The 14,509-nt window shown below is 70.8% G+C and carries 12 protein-coding genes; 7 read left to right on the top strand and 5 right to left on the bottom strand.

The features are described from left to right. Positions 1 to 81: 81 nt before the first annotated feature. Complete coding sequence (locus BIU99_RS07725) at positions 82 to 933, top strand: M15 family metallopeptidase (protein WP_071260628.1); 852 nt, start codon at positions 82 to 84, stop codon at positions 931 to 933. A gap of 137 nt (positions 934 to 1,070) precedes the next feature. On the opposite strand, the gene pgm is transcribed toward BIU99_RS07725, so the two are convergent. The 4 genes from pgm to BIU99_RS07705 all read right to left on the bottom strand — a co-directional run bounded on the left by pgm (position 1,071) and on the right by BIU99_RS07705 (position 5,098). After that, the gene (pgm, locus tag BIU99_RS07720; RefSeq protein ID WP_064296891.1) at positions 1,071 to 2,690 is read right to left on the bottom strand and encodes a phosphoglucomutase (alpha-D-glucose-1,6-bisphosphate-dependent); all 1,620 of its coding nucleotides are present in this window, start codon (positions 2,688 to 2,690) and stop codon (positions 1,071 to 1,073) included. A gap of 28 nt (positions 2,691 to 2,718) precedes the next feature. Then, positions 2,719 to 3,159 (bottom strand): type II toxin-antitoxin system VapC family toxin, encoded by a 441-nt coding sequence (locus tag BIU99_RS07715; protein WP_231884428.1) that lies wholly within the window; start codon positions 3,157 to 3,159, stop codon positions 2,719 to 2,721. Positions 3,160 to 3,161: 2 nt separating this feature from the next. After that, a complete protein-coding gene (locus BIU99_RS07710) occupies positions 3,162 to 3,404 on the bottom strand; it encodes a ribbon-helix-helix protein, CopG family (RefSeq protein ID WP_071260626.1) in 243 nt (80 codons plus the stop codon). A gap of 125 nt (positions 3,405 to 3,529) precedes the next feature. Further along, positions 3,530 to 5,098: an alpha/beta hydrolase gene (locus BIU99_RS07705; RefSeq protein WP_071260624.1), complete on the bottom strand. Its 1,569-nt coding sequence runs from the start codon at positions 5,096 to 5,098 to the stop codon at positions 3,530 to 3,532. A gap of 289 nt (positions 5,099 to 5,387) precedes the next feature. Between BIU99_RS07705 and pheA the strand changes: the two genes are divergently transcribed. Continuing rightward, a complete protein-coding gene (gene pheA / locus BIU99_RS07700) occupies positions 5,388 to 6,350 on the top strand; it encodes a prephenate dehydratase (RefSeq protein WP_071260622.1) in 963 nt (320 codons plus the stop codon). Between the two features lie 131 nt (positions 6,351 to 6,481). On the opposite strand, the gene BIU99_RS07695 is transcribed toward pheA, so the two are convergent. After that, positions 6,482 to 7,150 (bottom strand): GntR family transcriptional regulator, encoded by a 669-nt coding sequence (locus BIU99_RS07695; RefSeq protein ID WP_071260621.1) that lies wholly within the window; start codon positions 7,148 to 7,150, stop codon positions 6,482 to 6,484. Between the two features lie 93 nt (positions 7,151 to 7,243). Between BIU99_RS07695 and BIU99_RS07690 the strand changes: the two genes are divergently transcribed. The 5 genes from BIU99_RS07690 to BIU99_RS07670 all read left to right on the top strand — a co-directional run bounded on the left by BIU99_RS07690 (position 7,244) and on the right by BIU99_RS07670 (position 14,326). Then, the gene (locus BIU99_RS07690) at positions 7,244 to 8,533 is read left to right on the top strand and encodes an MFS transporter (RefSeq protein WP_371263771.1); all 1,290 of its coding nucleotides are present in this window, start codon (positions 7,244 to 7,246) and stop codon (positions 8,531 to 8,533) included. A gap of 188 nt (positions 8,534 to 8,721) precedes the next feature. Further along, positions 8,722 to 10,077, top strand: a complete 1,356-nt coding sequence (gene gdhA / locus BIU99_RS07685) for an NADP-specific glutamate dehydrogenase (RefSeq protein ID WP_071260619.1) — start codon at positions 8,722 to 8,724, stop codon at positions 10,075 to 10,077. A gap of 162 nt (positions 10,078 to 10,239) precedes the next feature. Continuing rightward, positions 10,240 to 11,532 (top strand): FAD-binding oxidoreductase, encoded by a 1,293-nt coding sequence (locus BIU99_RS07680; protein WP_071260617.1) that lies wholly within the window; start codon positions 10,240 to 10,242, stop codon positions 11,530 to 11,532. Continuing rightward, on the top strand, positions 11,529 to 12,755 hold the full coding sequence (locus BIU99_RS07675) for an FAD-dependent oxidoreductase (RefSeq protein ID WP_071260615.1): 1,227 nt from the start codon (positions 11,529 to 11,531) through the stop codon (positions 12,753 to 12,755). Before BIU99_RS07680 ends, BIU99_RS07675 begins: the two co-directional genes overlap by 4 nt. Then, complete coding sequence (locus BIU99_RS07670) at positions 12,752 to 14,326, top strand: ABC transporter substrate-binding protein (RefSeq protein ID WP_071260613.1); 1,575 nt, start codon at positions 12,752 to 12,754, stop codon at positions 14,324 to 14,326. The genes BIU99_RS07675 and BIU99_RS07670 overlap by 4 nt, the downstream gene beginning before the upstream one ends. Positions 14,327 to 14,509: the final 183 nt, after the last annotated feature.

Here is a 14,509-nt window from a genome sequence, read left to right as displayed (position 1 = left end):
GGTCGGGCCCCTCGTCCGGTGTGCAAGCCTGTCGACAGTGTGGCAGAGGCGCATGCGCCGTGTCGCGGTTAGGCTCGACGTGTGACCGCAGCCCACCAGCCCTCCCACCGACGCCCGGTCTCGCGGCGCGTCCGACGCAACCGCGTGATCGCGTTGAGCGTCCTGGCCGCCGCGCTCGCGATCCTGCTGGTGGTGCTCGTCGTGAACATCGCCGGCGGCGCCACGCCCACCCCGGCCGCCGCCACGAAGACACCGAGTGCGACCCCGTCCGTCACCCCGACGCCGACCCCCACGCCCACGCCGACGGAGACGGTTCCGGTCGCGCCCCCCGCCCCGCCGGCGTTCGACAAGGCCGCCTACTCGATCGATGACCCGCTGAGCCCGTGGGTGGTCGTCAACAAGACCCGGCCGCTGAACCCGGTCGACTACACGCCACCGGACCTCGTGTCCGTCCCCGTCGCCCACACCTGGGACCCGCTGTTGCGAGCCGAGGCCGCCGCCGCGATCGTGCAGCTGTTCGACACCGCCTCAGCCGAGGCCGGCCTGTCGCTCGCTTCGAACAGCGCGTATCGCAGCTACTCGAGCCAGGTGTCGGTGTACGACAGCGAACCCGACGACTCGACGACCGCGCGCCCCGGCTACAGCGAGCACCAGACCGGCTGGACGATGGACATCGGTGCCGAGAGCGGCAACTGCTCGCTCAACACCTGCTTCGGCGACACGGCGGAGGGGCAGTGGCTCGCCGCGAACGCCTACCGCTTCGGGTTCCTCCTGCGGTACCCGGCCGACAAGGTCGACGTCACCGGCTTCTCGTTCGAGCCGTGGCACTACCGCTACATCGGCGTGCCGCTCGCGACCGAGATGCACAACACGGGCGTGACGACGCTCGAAGAGTTCTTCGGGCTCCCGGCGGCTCCCGGATACCTGAACTAACCCTCCGACAGGCTCAGGGACCGGGTAGCGGCTCAGGGACCGGGCGTCCGCTCAGGGACCGGGGTAGCGTCAGGGAAGACCGGTCACTGAGCCTGTCGAAGTGCGCCCTTCGACAGGCTCAGGAACCAGGAGATGAGCTAGGCGCCGAGGGCGGCGTCGACGATCTGCTTCGCCTCCGCCTGGACGAGCTTGAGGTGCTCCGCGCCCTTGAACGACTCGGCGTAGATCTTGTAGACGTCCTCGGTGCCGGACGGACGCGCGGCGAACCACGCGTGCTCGGTCACGACCTTGACGCCGCCGATGGCCGCGTCGTTGCCCGGCGCGTGGCTGAGCTTCGCGACGATCGGGTCGCCGGCGAGCTCGGTCGCCGTGATGGCGTCGCCGTCGAGCTTGCCGAGCCGTGCCTTCTGTTCCTTCGAGGCTGCGGCGTCGACACGCTCGTACACGGGGTCGCCGAAGCGCTCGGTCAGTTCGCGGTAGAGCACCGACGGGGTCTTGCCCGTCACGGCGAGGATCTCCGCGGCGAGCAGGCAGAGGAGGATGCCGTCCTTGTCGGTGGTCCACACCGAGCCGTCGAAGCGGAGGAAGCTCGCGCCGGCGCTCTCCTCGCCACCGAAGCCGACCGAACCGTCGACGAGACCGGGGACGAACCATTTGAAGCCGACCGGGACCTCCCAGAGGCGGCGTCCGAGGGACTCGGCCACGCGGTCGACGACCGACGACGACACGAGGGTCTTGCCCACGGCGGCGTCGTCGCGCCAGCCCGGCCGGTTCGCGTAGAGGTAGTCGATCGCGACGGCGAGGTAGTGGTTGGGGTTCATGAGCCCGGCGTCGGGCGTGACGATGCCGTGGCGGTCGGCGTCGGCGTCGTTGCCGGTGAGGAGGTCGAACTCGTCGCGTCGTGCGACGAGCGCCGCCATGGCGGAGGGCGACGACGGGTCCATGCGGATCTTGCCGTCCCAGTCGAGCGTCATGAACGCCCAGGCCGGGTCGACGTGCGGGTTCACGACGGTGAGGTCGATCTCGTAACGGTCGGCGATCGCCTGCCAGTAGTGGACGCTCGCACCGCCGAGGGGGTCGGCGCCGATGCGGATCCCGCTGCGCTTGATGGCGTCGAGGTTGATGATGTGCTTCAGATCGTCGACGTAGTTGCCGCGGAAGTCGTACGTCTCGACGGCGGACGGTTCCGCCATCTTGACGTCGTGCAGCCCACCGGCGATGAGCTCGTTGGCGCGGTTCGCGATCCAGGAGGTCGCGTCGGAGTCGGCAGGTCCGCCGTGCGGGGGGTTGTACTTGAAGCCGCCGTCGGCCGGCGGGTTGTGGCTGGGCGTGACGACGATGCCGTCCGCCTGGTCGCCGTTGCCTTCGGCGTTGTACTTGAGGATCGCGTGGCTGAGCGCGGGGGTCGGCACGAAGTCGTCGAACTCGTCCACCAGGACGCGCACACCGTTGGCGACCAGGACCTCGAGCGCCGTCGTCTGCGCCGGCCCACTGAGCGCGTGGGTGTCGGATCCGATGAAGAGCGGCCCGGTGATCCCCTGGCTCGTGCGGTACTCGACGATCGCCTGCGTGGTCGCGGCGATGTGGTCCTGGTTGAACGCGGTGTTCAGCGAGGAGCCGCGGTGGCCGGAGGTGCCGAACACCACCCGCTGCTCGGGGATCGAGACGTCCGGCTTCAGCGTGTAGTAGGCGTCGATGAGCGACGGGACGTCGATCAGATCTGCTTCGGTGGCGGGGGTACCTGCGCGATCGTTCATCGCACCAGTCTGGCAGGAACGACCGATGTCAGGAAGGCGCTTGACCCGTGGCGAGTGGCGATTCCCACCGGAGGTCCGGGAAGCGCGCGAAGTCGCGATCGAGCGTCACGAAGGTGGCCCGGTGTTCGATCGCGAGTGCGGCGTGGGCCGCGCCCGAGACGAGGTTGCCTCGGGCCTCGACCGCTGCACAGAGCGAGGTGAAGACCGTCCAGAACGACGGGCCAGGGCGGACCACCTGGACCCCGGGCTCGTCGCGGAGTCGCTGCATCTGGTCCAGCGCGACGGAGATCGGAGTGGGATCGACGAAGATCCGACGCTGGGTCACGATCCGGATGTACCCCGCGAGCACGGCTTCGCTGACGCCCAGGGGCTCTCTCGATCGGACGGCATCTTCCAACCAGGTTGCGAGCGTGCGGTGGTGTTGTGAGTCGGGTCGGAACGCGCCGATGAGGACGTTGGTGTCGACCACCTTCACTCGAAACCGTCCATGATGTCCTCGAGTTGCGCGTTGTTCGTGAGGTCGATTCCTGGGCGGGGTCCTCCCCGGCCGTACGGCACGACCTTGTACGGCTCCCGCTCGGGCGGTGCGGCCGCCGCGGCCAGCTTCGCTCGCAGGGCCTCTTCGATGTAGGCGGTCACGGTCTTCCCCTCCTGCGAGGCGTGCTCGCGGACGGCCTCGTAGAACTCGTCGGCGAGTCGGATGGTCGTTCGCATGACCCGAGCCTACGAAGGCGTATGTCGGTATGTCAACGACGCTACCTTCTCCCATCGGTGCAGGGGTGAGCCGACACGGATCTGTGGAGTGGGCGCTGCTCCAGGTACCTGTGGAGGGCCGTCGACTAGTGCGTGGCGAGGAGCGCCGCGGCTGAGGCGGAAGCGGAGGTGGTCGTGGAGGAGCTCGTCGTGGATGCGCCCGCCCCGACGCCCGCGGCATCCGGCACGGAGCCGCGCTGGTGGGACGACCCGGGCGTCGTCAGATCGGCGACCGCGGACGCCTGACCCGTGACGATGCGCTGGATCGCGTAGAGGCTCTCGGTCGCCGGCCCGAGGTACTTCCCCCGGTCGTCGGCGTTGCTCGACCCGACCGCGTTGTGCCCGTCGACGGCGCCGAGGTGGTCGCCGTCGCCTAGCGTCAGGCCGTCGGAGCCGAAGGTGGTCGCGCCCCAGGAGCTCATCGCAGGATCGGCTCGACCGGACAGGAACTGGCCGAGACCGGCGAGGGTGTCGGCGCTCGCCTGGGAGGCGTACACGCGGCCGGCCGGGACGTGCAGATCCTCGATCCCGATCTCCGTCGGGATGCCGGCCGAGCCGAGCATGACGAAGTCGTCGACGTGGTAGTCGCCGGACGCCAACGCCAGCGAGGCCGTCGCCGTGCCGTAGGAGTGCGCCACGACGCTCAACTGGGAGACGATGCCGCGCGCGGAACGGACGGCGTCGTATCCGGCGAGCACTCCGGCGAGCAGGGGTGCCCCTTCGACCGCCCGGTCGTTCGACGGCACCTCGAGCGCGCTCGGGCTGTGTCCGCCGATCCAGAGGATGACCGCGCTGTCGGCTGCGGCGCTCTGGATGCGCTTCGCCCCGCGCAGGTAGTCGTCGAGTTCGAGGGCGCTGCTGTTCATCCCGGGGACGAACACCGTGACGTAGGCGGCGGTGTCCACGTCTCCCACGGCGACCGCGACCCGCGGGGGTCCGGAGCCGCCCGCCTGCAAGGTGATGAGGTACTCCGGCTGGAGGCGGGCGGCGATCGCGTCCGGCGAGTACCGGTCGACGAGCAGCTTGATCGCGTCCAGGCGCGACAGGGTCGTGGCGAGGGCCGCCGAGTCCGCCTGCCCGTCGACCTGGTCGCTGCTCACCGTCAGCGAGCGGTAGCTCGCCTCGGTGTCGGCGAGGAGGCCGGCGAGGCGGGAGACGTTGGCCGTCGCCCGGTCCGTGTAGGCGACGCCCTCGAGGTTGCCGATGACCGCCGGGTAACCGGTGATGAGCAGTGCGCGGTAGCCGGGAGCGAGCTCGGTCCACAGCTGCGCGACCTGCGATGAGGACATCGTCGTGAGGGCCGTCGCCGCCGCAGCGAGGTCGCCGGCGTAGGCGGTGGTGAAGGCGGCGGCCGTCATCGTCGGGACGGAGGAGGCCGCCGGTGCGAAGTCGGCGGCGGAGATCGCGGTCGCGCCGGCGGTCGAGGTCTGCGTCACCGTGACGACGCCGGCCAGGATCGCGGCGATCGCGACGGTCATGACGAGCGACTTGACGAGAGTCGCGCGGGCCGCCGAGATCGGCCGGTGCACCCAGGCCGGCAGCGACAACGACGGGAGGTTCCAGGAGGAGCCGAGGCTGAACACGGCCTCGCCGCCGCTCGCCAGGTTCAGCCGTGGAGTGGACCGCGGGGCGGCGTCGGTGAAGACACTCGTCACGTCACTCCTGTTCCTGTCTCAGCCCGTCGGGTGGAGCCTCACGCGACATGGGTCACGCATCGAGATCGGGGAGACGAACGGCCGTGAACTCGCTTCCCGAGACGAGCGGCAGCGCTCAATACACCCTTGTATCCATTGTGGCGGGTATTGGCGTGATTTGAATAGCTCAAAACGGGGGGTATCGGGGCCGAAATGGCCCGATCTTCCTGGAAATCACCCGAATGTGACCTGGATGGGAGTCAACGGCCGTTCCAGAGCGTGTCGCGAAGCACACGGTACGCTCGGAGGCATGCCAGCCGCACCCGCCGACGACGCCCTCCGGAGCTACAGTTTCCTCGGTCCGAGCGGGACCTTCACCGAGGTGGCGCTCGGCCAGGTCGAGGAGGCCAAGGGTCAGATCTGGAAGCCCGTGTCGAACGTCGGCGAGGCGCTCGGCGACGTCCTCGAGGGCCGCAGCACGGCCGCGGTCATCGCCATCGAGAACTCGGTCGACGGGGGCGTGTCGGTGGCGCAGGATGCACTCGCCACGATGCCCGGTCTCCGCATCGTCGGCGAAGTGCTCGTGCCGGTGAACTTCGTACTCGTCGCCCGCCCCGGAACCCGCCTCGAGGACGTCGCGGTCGTGAACGCGCACCCTGTCGCCTACGGGCAGTGCCACCTCTGGCTCGACGCCAAGCTGCCCTCACACGGACACATCCCGGCGTCGAGCAACGTCGCCGCCGCAGCCTCCCTGCTCGACGGCACCTCGACCGCCGACGCCGCGGTCGCCCCGCCTGGCATCGTGAACCACTACGACCTCGACGTCCTCGCGGAGAACATCGGCGACAACCCGAACGCCGTGACCCGCTTCGTCGTCGTCAGCCGTTCACGGGAGATCCCGGCCAGGACGGGCGCCGACAAGACGAGCCTCATCGTCGAGTTGCCGAACGACGAGTCCGGCTCGCTGCTCGGCATGCTCGAGCAGTTCTCCACGCGAGGTGTGAACCTGAGTCTCATCGAGTCCCGGCCCATCGGCGATGCGCTCGGCCGCTACCGCTTCGTGATCGACGCCCTCGGCCACATCGAGGACGAGCGGATGGCCGACGCCCTGCTCGGGCTCCGGCGGTTCAGCCCGAACGTGATCTTCCTGGGCTCGTACCCGAGCGCCGACCGCACCGCCGTCGACTATCACTCGCGCTACAACGACGAGGTGTTCATCGAGGCCCGTGACTGGTTGCGCGGGCTGCTGTCGGCGGAGCCACTCGAGGACTGAGCCGTCACGCTCGCGCGCAGCTCCTGCTGTCGGTCCGCATTCGAGGACGGGTTCGACGTCGGGGACGGCGTGTCGACGCTATCCCCAGCGGGGTGCAGGAGTTGTGAGCGCCGACGAGGTGTCGCCGGGGTTCAGCTGACGATGTCGACTCCGTGACCGCGGAGGCGACGCTGGTCGGCGGTGAGCGATGCGATGAGCCGCTCGTTCGTCCCGCGGATGTGGCGCGCGACGAGATCCACCGCGCGCTCGGGGTCGCGCGCCGCGACCGCATCGAGGATGGTGCGGTGCTCCGTGGCGGCCTGCTCTCGGGCCTCGGGCGTCCGCACCTCGAGCCAACGGGTGCGGGCGAGCCGGACCATCGCGCCGCGCACCCCTTCGGCGAGCAGGTGGTTCGCGGACAGCGCCGCGAGCTCCTCGTGGAAGTCGCCGCCGACGCGGAGGACCGTGTGCTCGTCGTCGGGGCGGGGCTCGTCGAGGAGGGTGCGGATCGCGGCGAGCTGCGCTTCGGTCGCGCGTTCGGCGGCGAGCCGGACGCCGGCGGTCTCGAGCGCCTCACGGACCTCGGCGATGAGCCCGATCTCCTCGAGGTCGATGGGTGCCACGATCCAGCCGCGGCCGTCCCGACGCGCCAGACCCTCGGCCTCGAGCCGGGTGAGTGCGGCGCGCACGGGCGTCCGTGACGCCGCGAACCGTTGCTCGAGCCCGCGCTCGGTGAGCGGCTGCCCGGGCGCGAGGTCGAGGGTCAGGATCGCCCCGCGGAGGCGCTCGTAGAGCTGCGTGGTCTGCGTCGGAGTACTCATGTGTGTTCCCGATCTGGCCGGTGACAATTGGTATACCAAAATGGTGTACCGTCATGCTAGCAGCGGGAGACACCCACCGCAGGAAGCGGCACGATGACCGGATCGACACCAGCCCCCGAGGCCCCGGCGACCGCTCGCGGGGCGCGTCCACCGATGCCGAACGCCGGTCGGGCCTGGACCGTCCTCGGGCTCGGTGTCGCCGCGCAGACCGCCGGCACGCTCTTCGTCAGCACCCCGGCGTTCCTCATCCCGCTCCTGCACGCCGAGCGGGGCATGTCGCTCGCCGAGGCCGGCGTCCTGGCCGCCGCCCCCACACTCGGCATGGTGCTGACGCTCATCGCCTGGGGCTGGCTGGCCGACCGTGTCGGCGAGCGCATCGTCATCGCCGGCGGCCTCGCCCTCACCGCTCTGGCCGCTGCCGGGGCGATCGCCGCGGACGGCCTCATCCCGTCGCTCGGCTACGGTCCGCTCGGGATCCTGCTCCTGCTCGGTGGCGCCGCCTCCGCGAGCACGAACTCGGCGAGCGGCCGGATCGTCGTCGGCTGGTTCCCGAAGGACCGCCGCGGTCTCGCGATGGGGATCCGCCAGATGTCGCAGCCCCTCGGCGTCACGGCGGCCGCGGTGACGGTGCCGTCCGTGGCGGCGGCGTCGGGCATCTCCGCCGCCCTCGTGATCTCGCTCGTCGCGACGGGTGTCCTCGCCGTGGCCTGCACGATCGGACTCCGGAATCCGCCACGGACCGTGGTGTCGAAGCCGGTCCCGACGGAGACGACGCCGAACCCCGTGACCGCGCGACCACGCAACCCCTACCGAGGCGACGGCTTCCTCTGGCGCATCCACGCCGTGTCGATCCTGCTCGTGGTGCCGCAGTTCACGCTCACGACCTTCGCACTCGTCTGGCTCGTCGCCGACCAGGGCTGGAATGCGCTCGCGGCGGGCGCGCTCGTCGGTGTCGCGCAGTTCGTCGGCGCCGTCGGCCGGATCGGCGTCGGGGTGTTGAGCGACCGCCTCGGCAGCCGGGTGCGACCGCTGCGCTGGGTGGCGGTGTCGGCGGTCGTCGTCATGCTGCTCCTCGCCGGTGTGGGGCTGCTGCAGGGGCCGGTGGCGGTCGCCGTCGCGCTCGTCGTCGCCAGTGCCGTGACGGTCGCCGACAACGGGCTCGCCTTCACCTCCGTCGCGGAGATGGCCGGCCCCACCTGGGCGGGGCGGGCGCTGGGGGCGCAGAACACCGGCCAGTTCATCGCCGCGTCGGTCGTCGGCCCGGCGGTCGGTGCGCTCATCGGCCTGGTCGGCTATCCGCTCGCCTTCCTCGCGGTCGCGGTGCTCCCGGCCCTCGCGATCCCGATCATCCCGAGCGAGGCCGCGGAGCACGACCACCTCTAGGCCGTCGTCCCACCGGTCCGGTCGGCTCGTCTAGTCGACGTTTGACGGATATCTATCGCGGCTGCCAGGCTTGCCGAGGCCCCACGACGGCCCGTGTACCTCCCCGCCGGCGAGTCGCGCTCCACTGCCTCCGACCACCGTCGAGCGACAGCCGGAGACGCCTGGTCGGCCGATCAGAAAGCACCACAGTGACCGGCACCACCACGTCCACCGACCCCGTCCACGCCGTCGCGGAGGCCGCCCTGCGGCGCAACGCGGGCGAACCCGAGTTCCACCAGGCACTCCTCGAAGTCCTCGAGTCCATCCGCCCGGCGCTCGAGGAACACCCGGAGTACCTCGAGGCGGGCATCCTCGAACGCCTCGTCGAACCCGAGCGGCAGGTCGTGTTCCGCGTGCCGTGGACCGACGACCGCAACCGGGTGCAGGTGAACCGCGGCTTCCGCGTCCAGTTCAACTCGGCGCTCGGCCCGTACAAGGGCGGGTTGCGCTTCCACCCGAGTGTGAACCTGTCGATCGTGAAGTTCCTCGGGTTCGAGCAGATCTTCAAGAACGCTCTCACCGCGCAGGGCATCGGCGGCGCCAAGGGCGGCAGCGACTTCGACCCGCACGGGCGATCGGACGCCGAGATCATGCGCTTCTGCCAGAGCTTCATGAACGAGCTCTACCGCCACCTCGGCGAGCACACCGACGTCCCGGCCGGCGACATCGGCGTCGGCGCGCGCGAGATCGGCTTCCTCTTCGGCCAGTACCGGAAGATCACCAACCGTCACGAGTCGGGCATGTTCACCGGCAAGGGCGTCGGCTGGGGTGGCGCCGAGGTGCGCACCGAGGCGACCGGGTACGGGACGGTGTTCTTCGTGGACGAGATGCTCGCCGTCGACGGCCGCGGGGTCGAGGGCAAGCGCGTCATCGTGTCGGGCTCCGGGAACGTCGCGACGTACGCGATCGAGAAGGTCCACCAGCTCGGTGGTACCGCCGTCACCGCGTCGGACTCCTCCGGGTACGTGGTCGACGACGCCGGCATCGACCTCGAGCTCCTCAAGCAGATCAAGGAGGTCGAGCGCGGCCGGATCTCCGAGTACGCCGCCCGCCGTCAGGGCGCCCACTTCGTCGCCGGCGGCAGTGTCTGGGACGTCCCGGGGGAGATCGCACTGCCGAGCGCGACGCAGAACGAGCTGCACGAACGCGACGCGATCGCCCTCGTGAAGCACGGCGTCATCGCGGTCGCGGAGGGCGCGAACATGCCGTCGACGCCCGAGGCCGTGCGGGTGTTCCAGCAGGCCGGCGTCCTCTTCGGCCCGGGGAAGGCGGCGAACGCCGGTGGTGTGGCGACCTCGGCGCTCGAGATGAGCCAGAACGCGGCCCGGCAGCGGTGGTCCTTCGATGACAGCGAGGTGAAACTGCGCGGCATCATGCACGGCGTGCACCGCGCCGCCTACGAGGCAGCCGAGCGCTACGGCCGGCCGGGCGACTACGTCGTCGGGGCGAACACCGCCGCGTTCGTGAAGGTCGCGGACGCGATGCTCGCCCAGGGCGTCATCTAGTCGGCTCTTCCCGTTCGCAATTCAGGACGCCGCCGGGGCGTCGCCCCCATCTCGTCCATCGGGGTGCGGACACGCCGGCGGCGTTCCTGAGTTGCGAACGCGCACGTGTCCGATTGCGGCGGGATGGTCGGCTCCTGGACGGCGAGTGACTAGCCTCGAAGGGTGACCGACCCCCGCCCCGCAACCACCGTCATCGTCGGCGCCGGCCTCTTCGGACTGGCGACCGCCGTCCACCTCGCCCGCGCCGGTCGACGGGTGACGGTCCTCGAGTCGGGCACCGCCGCCGGTGCGACGACCGCAGCCGGAGCGGGCTTCGTCGGCCTCTGGGCGGCGGGCTACGCCTGGTACTGGGACGAGTCGGAACTCGCCCTCGAGCAGGCCGGCCTCGACTTCTACCGCGGGCTCGACGCTGCCGGATACGACATCGGGCTGCGGAACACGGGCAACGTGTGGCTCGCCCTCACCGAGCAGGCCGTGCTCGACCACCTGCTGCCGTTCGCCGAGCACCCGCTCCGCCCCGAGGACGCCCGCCTGCTCACCGCCGTCGAGACCGCCGAGCTCGTTCCGGGTCTCGACCCCGAAGCCATCGTCGGGGCGTTCATCCATCCCGACGGCATCCAGATCAGCGCGCCCGACGCCGGACTCGCGCTCGCGGCGCTCGCCCGGGCCGAGGGCGTCGAGATCATCGAGCAGACGCCCGTCGTCGATCTCCTCGCCGAAGGTGGCCGAGCCGTCGGCGTGCTGACCGCCACCGGCGAGCGCGTCCTCGGCGACGAGGTCGTCCTCGCCGCAGGGTCCTGGACGAACGAGCTCCTCGCCGCGACGGACCGCGTGCTGCCGTTCGCGCGGGTGATCGCGAGCCGCCTGACCACCGCCCGGTTCGGCCTCGGCGAGGTGCCGACCCTCATGATCCCGGAGCTGGACGGACTGTGGATCAGGGAACACCTCGGTGGTCTCACGTACGGCAACGGCGTCGGCTACGAGGCGCTCGCCGTGCGCGACAGCCCCGCGGATCGTCGACCGGACCGCCCCGACCTCGTCGAGGCGATGCGCGAGCACCTGTCGCCGATCGTCTCCGAGCTCATCCCGGCCGCCGCGCCCGTCGTCGACGACGCCGAAGCCGTGCAGGGGATCGTGTCGTACACCGCAGACCGCCGCTTCATCGCGGGGTCCGTCCCGGAGCTCGACGGGTTGTTCGTCGTGGCCGGCGACAACGAGTCCGGGGTCACGCACGGCCCTGGACTCGGCCGGATGCTCGCCGAACTGATCGTCACGGGTGAGAGCCTATTCGTCGACGCGTCGCGGTACGCCCCCGGTCGGTTCCCGTCCCGTCCGTTCGCCGACGAAGCCGCCGTGGCCGCCGCGATGCCGGCTCGTCGAGCGGTCGACGCGCGCGCCACCGCAGCGAAGCGCGTCACGACGGAGTCGGGCCTGCCTGCGGAGTCCGGCCGATGACCGCGCCGGGTCCGGCAGCGGACGCGACGCCGACCGCGCTGCCGGCGCGCGCCGAGGTCGTCGTCATCGGTGCCGGGATCGTCGGTGCGGCGGCTGCACGCTCGCTGGCCGAGCAGGGCCGCGACGTCCTGCTTCTCGAGCGGTACCCGCGCGGTCACGAGCACGGCTCCTCCCACGGAGCGACCCGCATCTTCCGTCAGGGCTACGACGCCGACGACTACGTCGCCCTGACGTCCGAGGCGCTCTCGGCCTGGCGGGAGCTCGAATCGGCGAGCGGGCGGAAGCTGCTCGACCTCACCGGCGCGCTCGACCACGGCCGCCCCGAGATGCTCGCAGCGATCGAGGCGGCGATGACCCGAGGTGGGGTCGCGTCGGAGCGCCTCACCCCGGATCAGGCGAGCGACCGCTGGCCCGGACTGCGGTTCGACCGCGAGGTCCTCCACCACGCGACCGGAGGTCGACTGTACTCCGCCGAGGCGATCGAGGCCCTGCTCGACCTCGCCGAGGTGGCCGGAGCGACCCTGCGCTTCGGCGTGCGGGTGGCGGGCGTCGATGCGACGGATCCGACCGCCGGTGTCGCCGGTGTCGCCGGCGCCGTCGTCCGCACTGAGCTGGGCGACGTCATCGCAGACAACGTGGTCGTCGCGGCCGGCTCCTGGACGCCCGACCTCGTCGGCGCACTCGCTCGCAGCGTCGGTCGTCCGCTGCCCGAGATCGTCGTGACGCAGGTCCAGCCCGCGCACTTCCCGAGCGGGCTGGGCGCCGACGCCTGGCCGAGTTTCGTCCACTACCCCGCCGAGGGGTCGAGCGTGTACGGGCTGCTGACGCCGGGCGAGGGGGTCAAGGTCGGGCTGCACGGCGGTGCCGTCCACGTCCACCCCGACGAACGCGACGGCCTCGCCGAACCCGAGGAACTCGCGCGGCTCACCGCCTACGTCGCCGAATGGGTGCCCGGTGTCGACGCGTCCGCACCCCATACCATCAGCTGCCTCTACGATCTGAGCCCCAGCGAGGATTTCGTGATCGACCGGATCGACAGCATCATCGTCACGACGGGATTCTCCGGTCACGGGTTCAAGTTCGGCCCGGTACTGGGACGCCTCATCGCCGATCTCGTCGACGGAGCCGAACCGCACCCGAGGTTCGCGCTCGCCGCCCACGCGGTACCCGTCGCGCCATCAGCATCAGCTCTCCCGCAGTCACCCGAAGGAACCGCTCCATGAACCGATCCGCCAGATTCGCCACGGTCGCCGTCGGCCTCGGTGTCGTCGCCGCCCTCACCGGTTGCACGGCCCAGGGCGGCACCACCACGACCACCGCGCTCGTCATCGGCACCACCGATCAGATCGTCTCGCTCGACCCGGCCGGTGCCTGGGATCGCGGATCCTTCACGCCGCAGAACCAGATCTACCAGCACCTCCTCAGCTACGACGAGGGCGACGTCGTCCCCGCCCCCGACGCGGCGGAATCGTGCGACTTCACCGACGAGACCACCTACGTCTGCACGGTCAAGGAGGGGCTGACGTTCTCCAACGGCCACGCGCTCACGGCCGAGGACGTCGTCTACTCCTTCACCCGCGTCCGTGAGATCGCCGCCGACAACGGCCCGTCGCCGCTGCTCGCGAACCTCGACAGCGTCGAGGAGGGTGACGACAACCAGGTCGTCTTCCACCTCAAGGTGCCGAACGACCAGACCTGGCCCTACGTGCTCACGAGCATGGCCGGGCCGATCGTCGACGAAGAGGCCTTCCCTGCTGACGAGCTGCTGAGCGACGACGACGTGATCGGCTCCGGCCCCTACGCCGTCGACAGCTACCAGGCGGGCGGGCTGCTCTCCCTCGAGGCGAACTCGCGCTACTCCGGGACCCGCGCGAAGACGCAGCACGTCGTGCTCAAGCCGTACACGACGGCGTCGAACCTGCGGCTCGACCTGGAGAAGGGCGACGTCGACATCGCCTACCGCTCGCTGACCGCGACGGACGTCGCCGACCTCCGGAGCGACTCCGACCTGCAGGTCGTCGAGGGGCCGGGCGGTTCGGTGCGGTTCCTCACGTTCAACCTGAACACCCAGCCGGGTGCGAACGACGCGCAGAAGCTCGCCATCCGGCAGGCGGTCGCGTCGCTCGTCGATCGTGAGGAGATCGCCGACCAGGTCTACAAGGGCACCTACGCGCCGGCCTACTCGGTCGTGCTCGACGGGCAGACGGGGGCGACGCCCGCGTTCCAGACCGCGTACGGTGACGCGCCGGACCCGGCGAAGGCTGCCGCGATCCTCGCGGCCGCGGGCGTCAGCACCCCCGTCGCTCTGCCGATCCAGTACACGAGCGACCACTACGGCCCCGACTCCGACCAGGAGTACGCGCTCATCAAGTCGCAGCTGGAGGAGTCCGGTCTGTTCACCGTCGACCTGCAGTCGACGGAGTGGACGAGCTACGTGAAGGAGCTGAACCCGGAGTCCGGTTACCCGGCGTACCAGCTCGGGTTCTTCCCGGACTACCCGGACCCCGACAACTTCCTGCGCTCGGCGTACTCGACGACCGGGGCGTCCGTCGCCAACGGGTACTCGGATCCGGCCGTCGACGCGCTCATCGACACCGAGGCGACGGCGACCGACCCGGCGGCGCGCATCGCGGCGATCGAGCAGATCCAGGCGCTGACCGCGACCGCGGCTCCGATCATCCCGCTCCTCCAGGGCACCGAGACGGTCCTCGCCCAGAAGAACGTGACGGGCCTCGAGGACACGCTCGACGCCACCTACACCTTCCGCTTCGCGGTCCTCGACCGCAAGAAGTAGCCCGGTCCGGTTGCGCCAGCGCGGTGCGCTGACGTGGGCGCGGACCTGTGACGTGAGCGCGCCCCTCCGGAGCCCCGCGCTCACGCGCGCGGGGAGCGCTCACGCCGGGTGTGCGCCATTCACGTGGGCGCACCGCGCCGGCACCCGGAGGGGAGGTCTCAGGTCAGCGCGGTGCGCTGGCGC

Origin of the sequence: Plantibacter sp. MMLR14_011, from assembly GCF_001865025.1 — a bacterium.
Classification (GTDB): Bacteria; Actinomycetota; Actinomycetes; order Actinomycetales; family Microbacteriaceae; genus Plantibacter; species Plantibacter flavus_A.
Note: the sequence above shows the minus strand (reverse complement) of the source record. Positions and strands in the feature narration are given on the sequence as shown.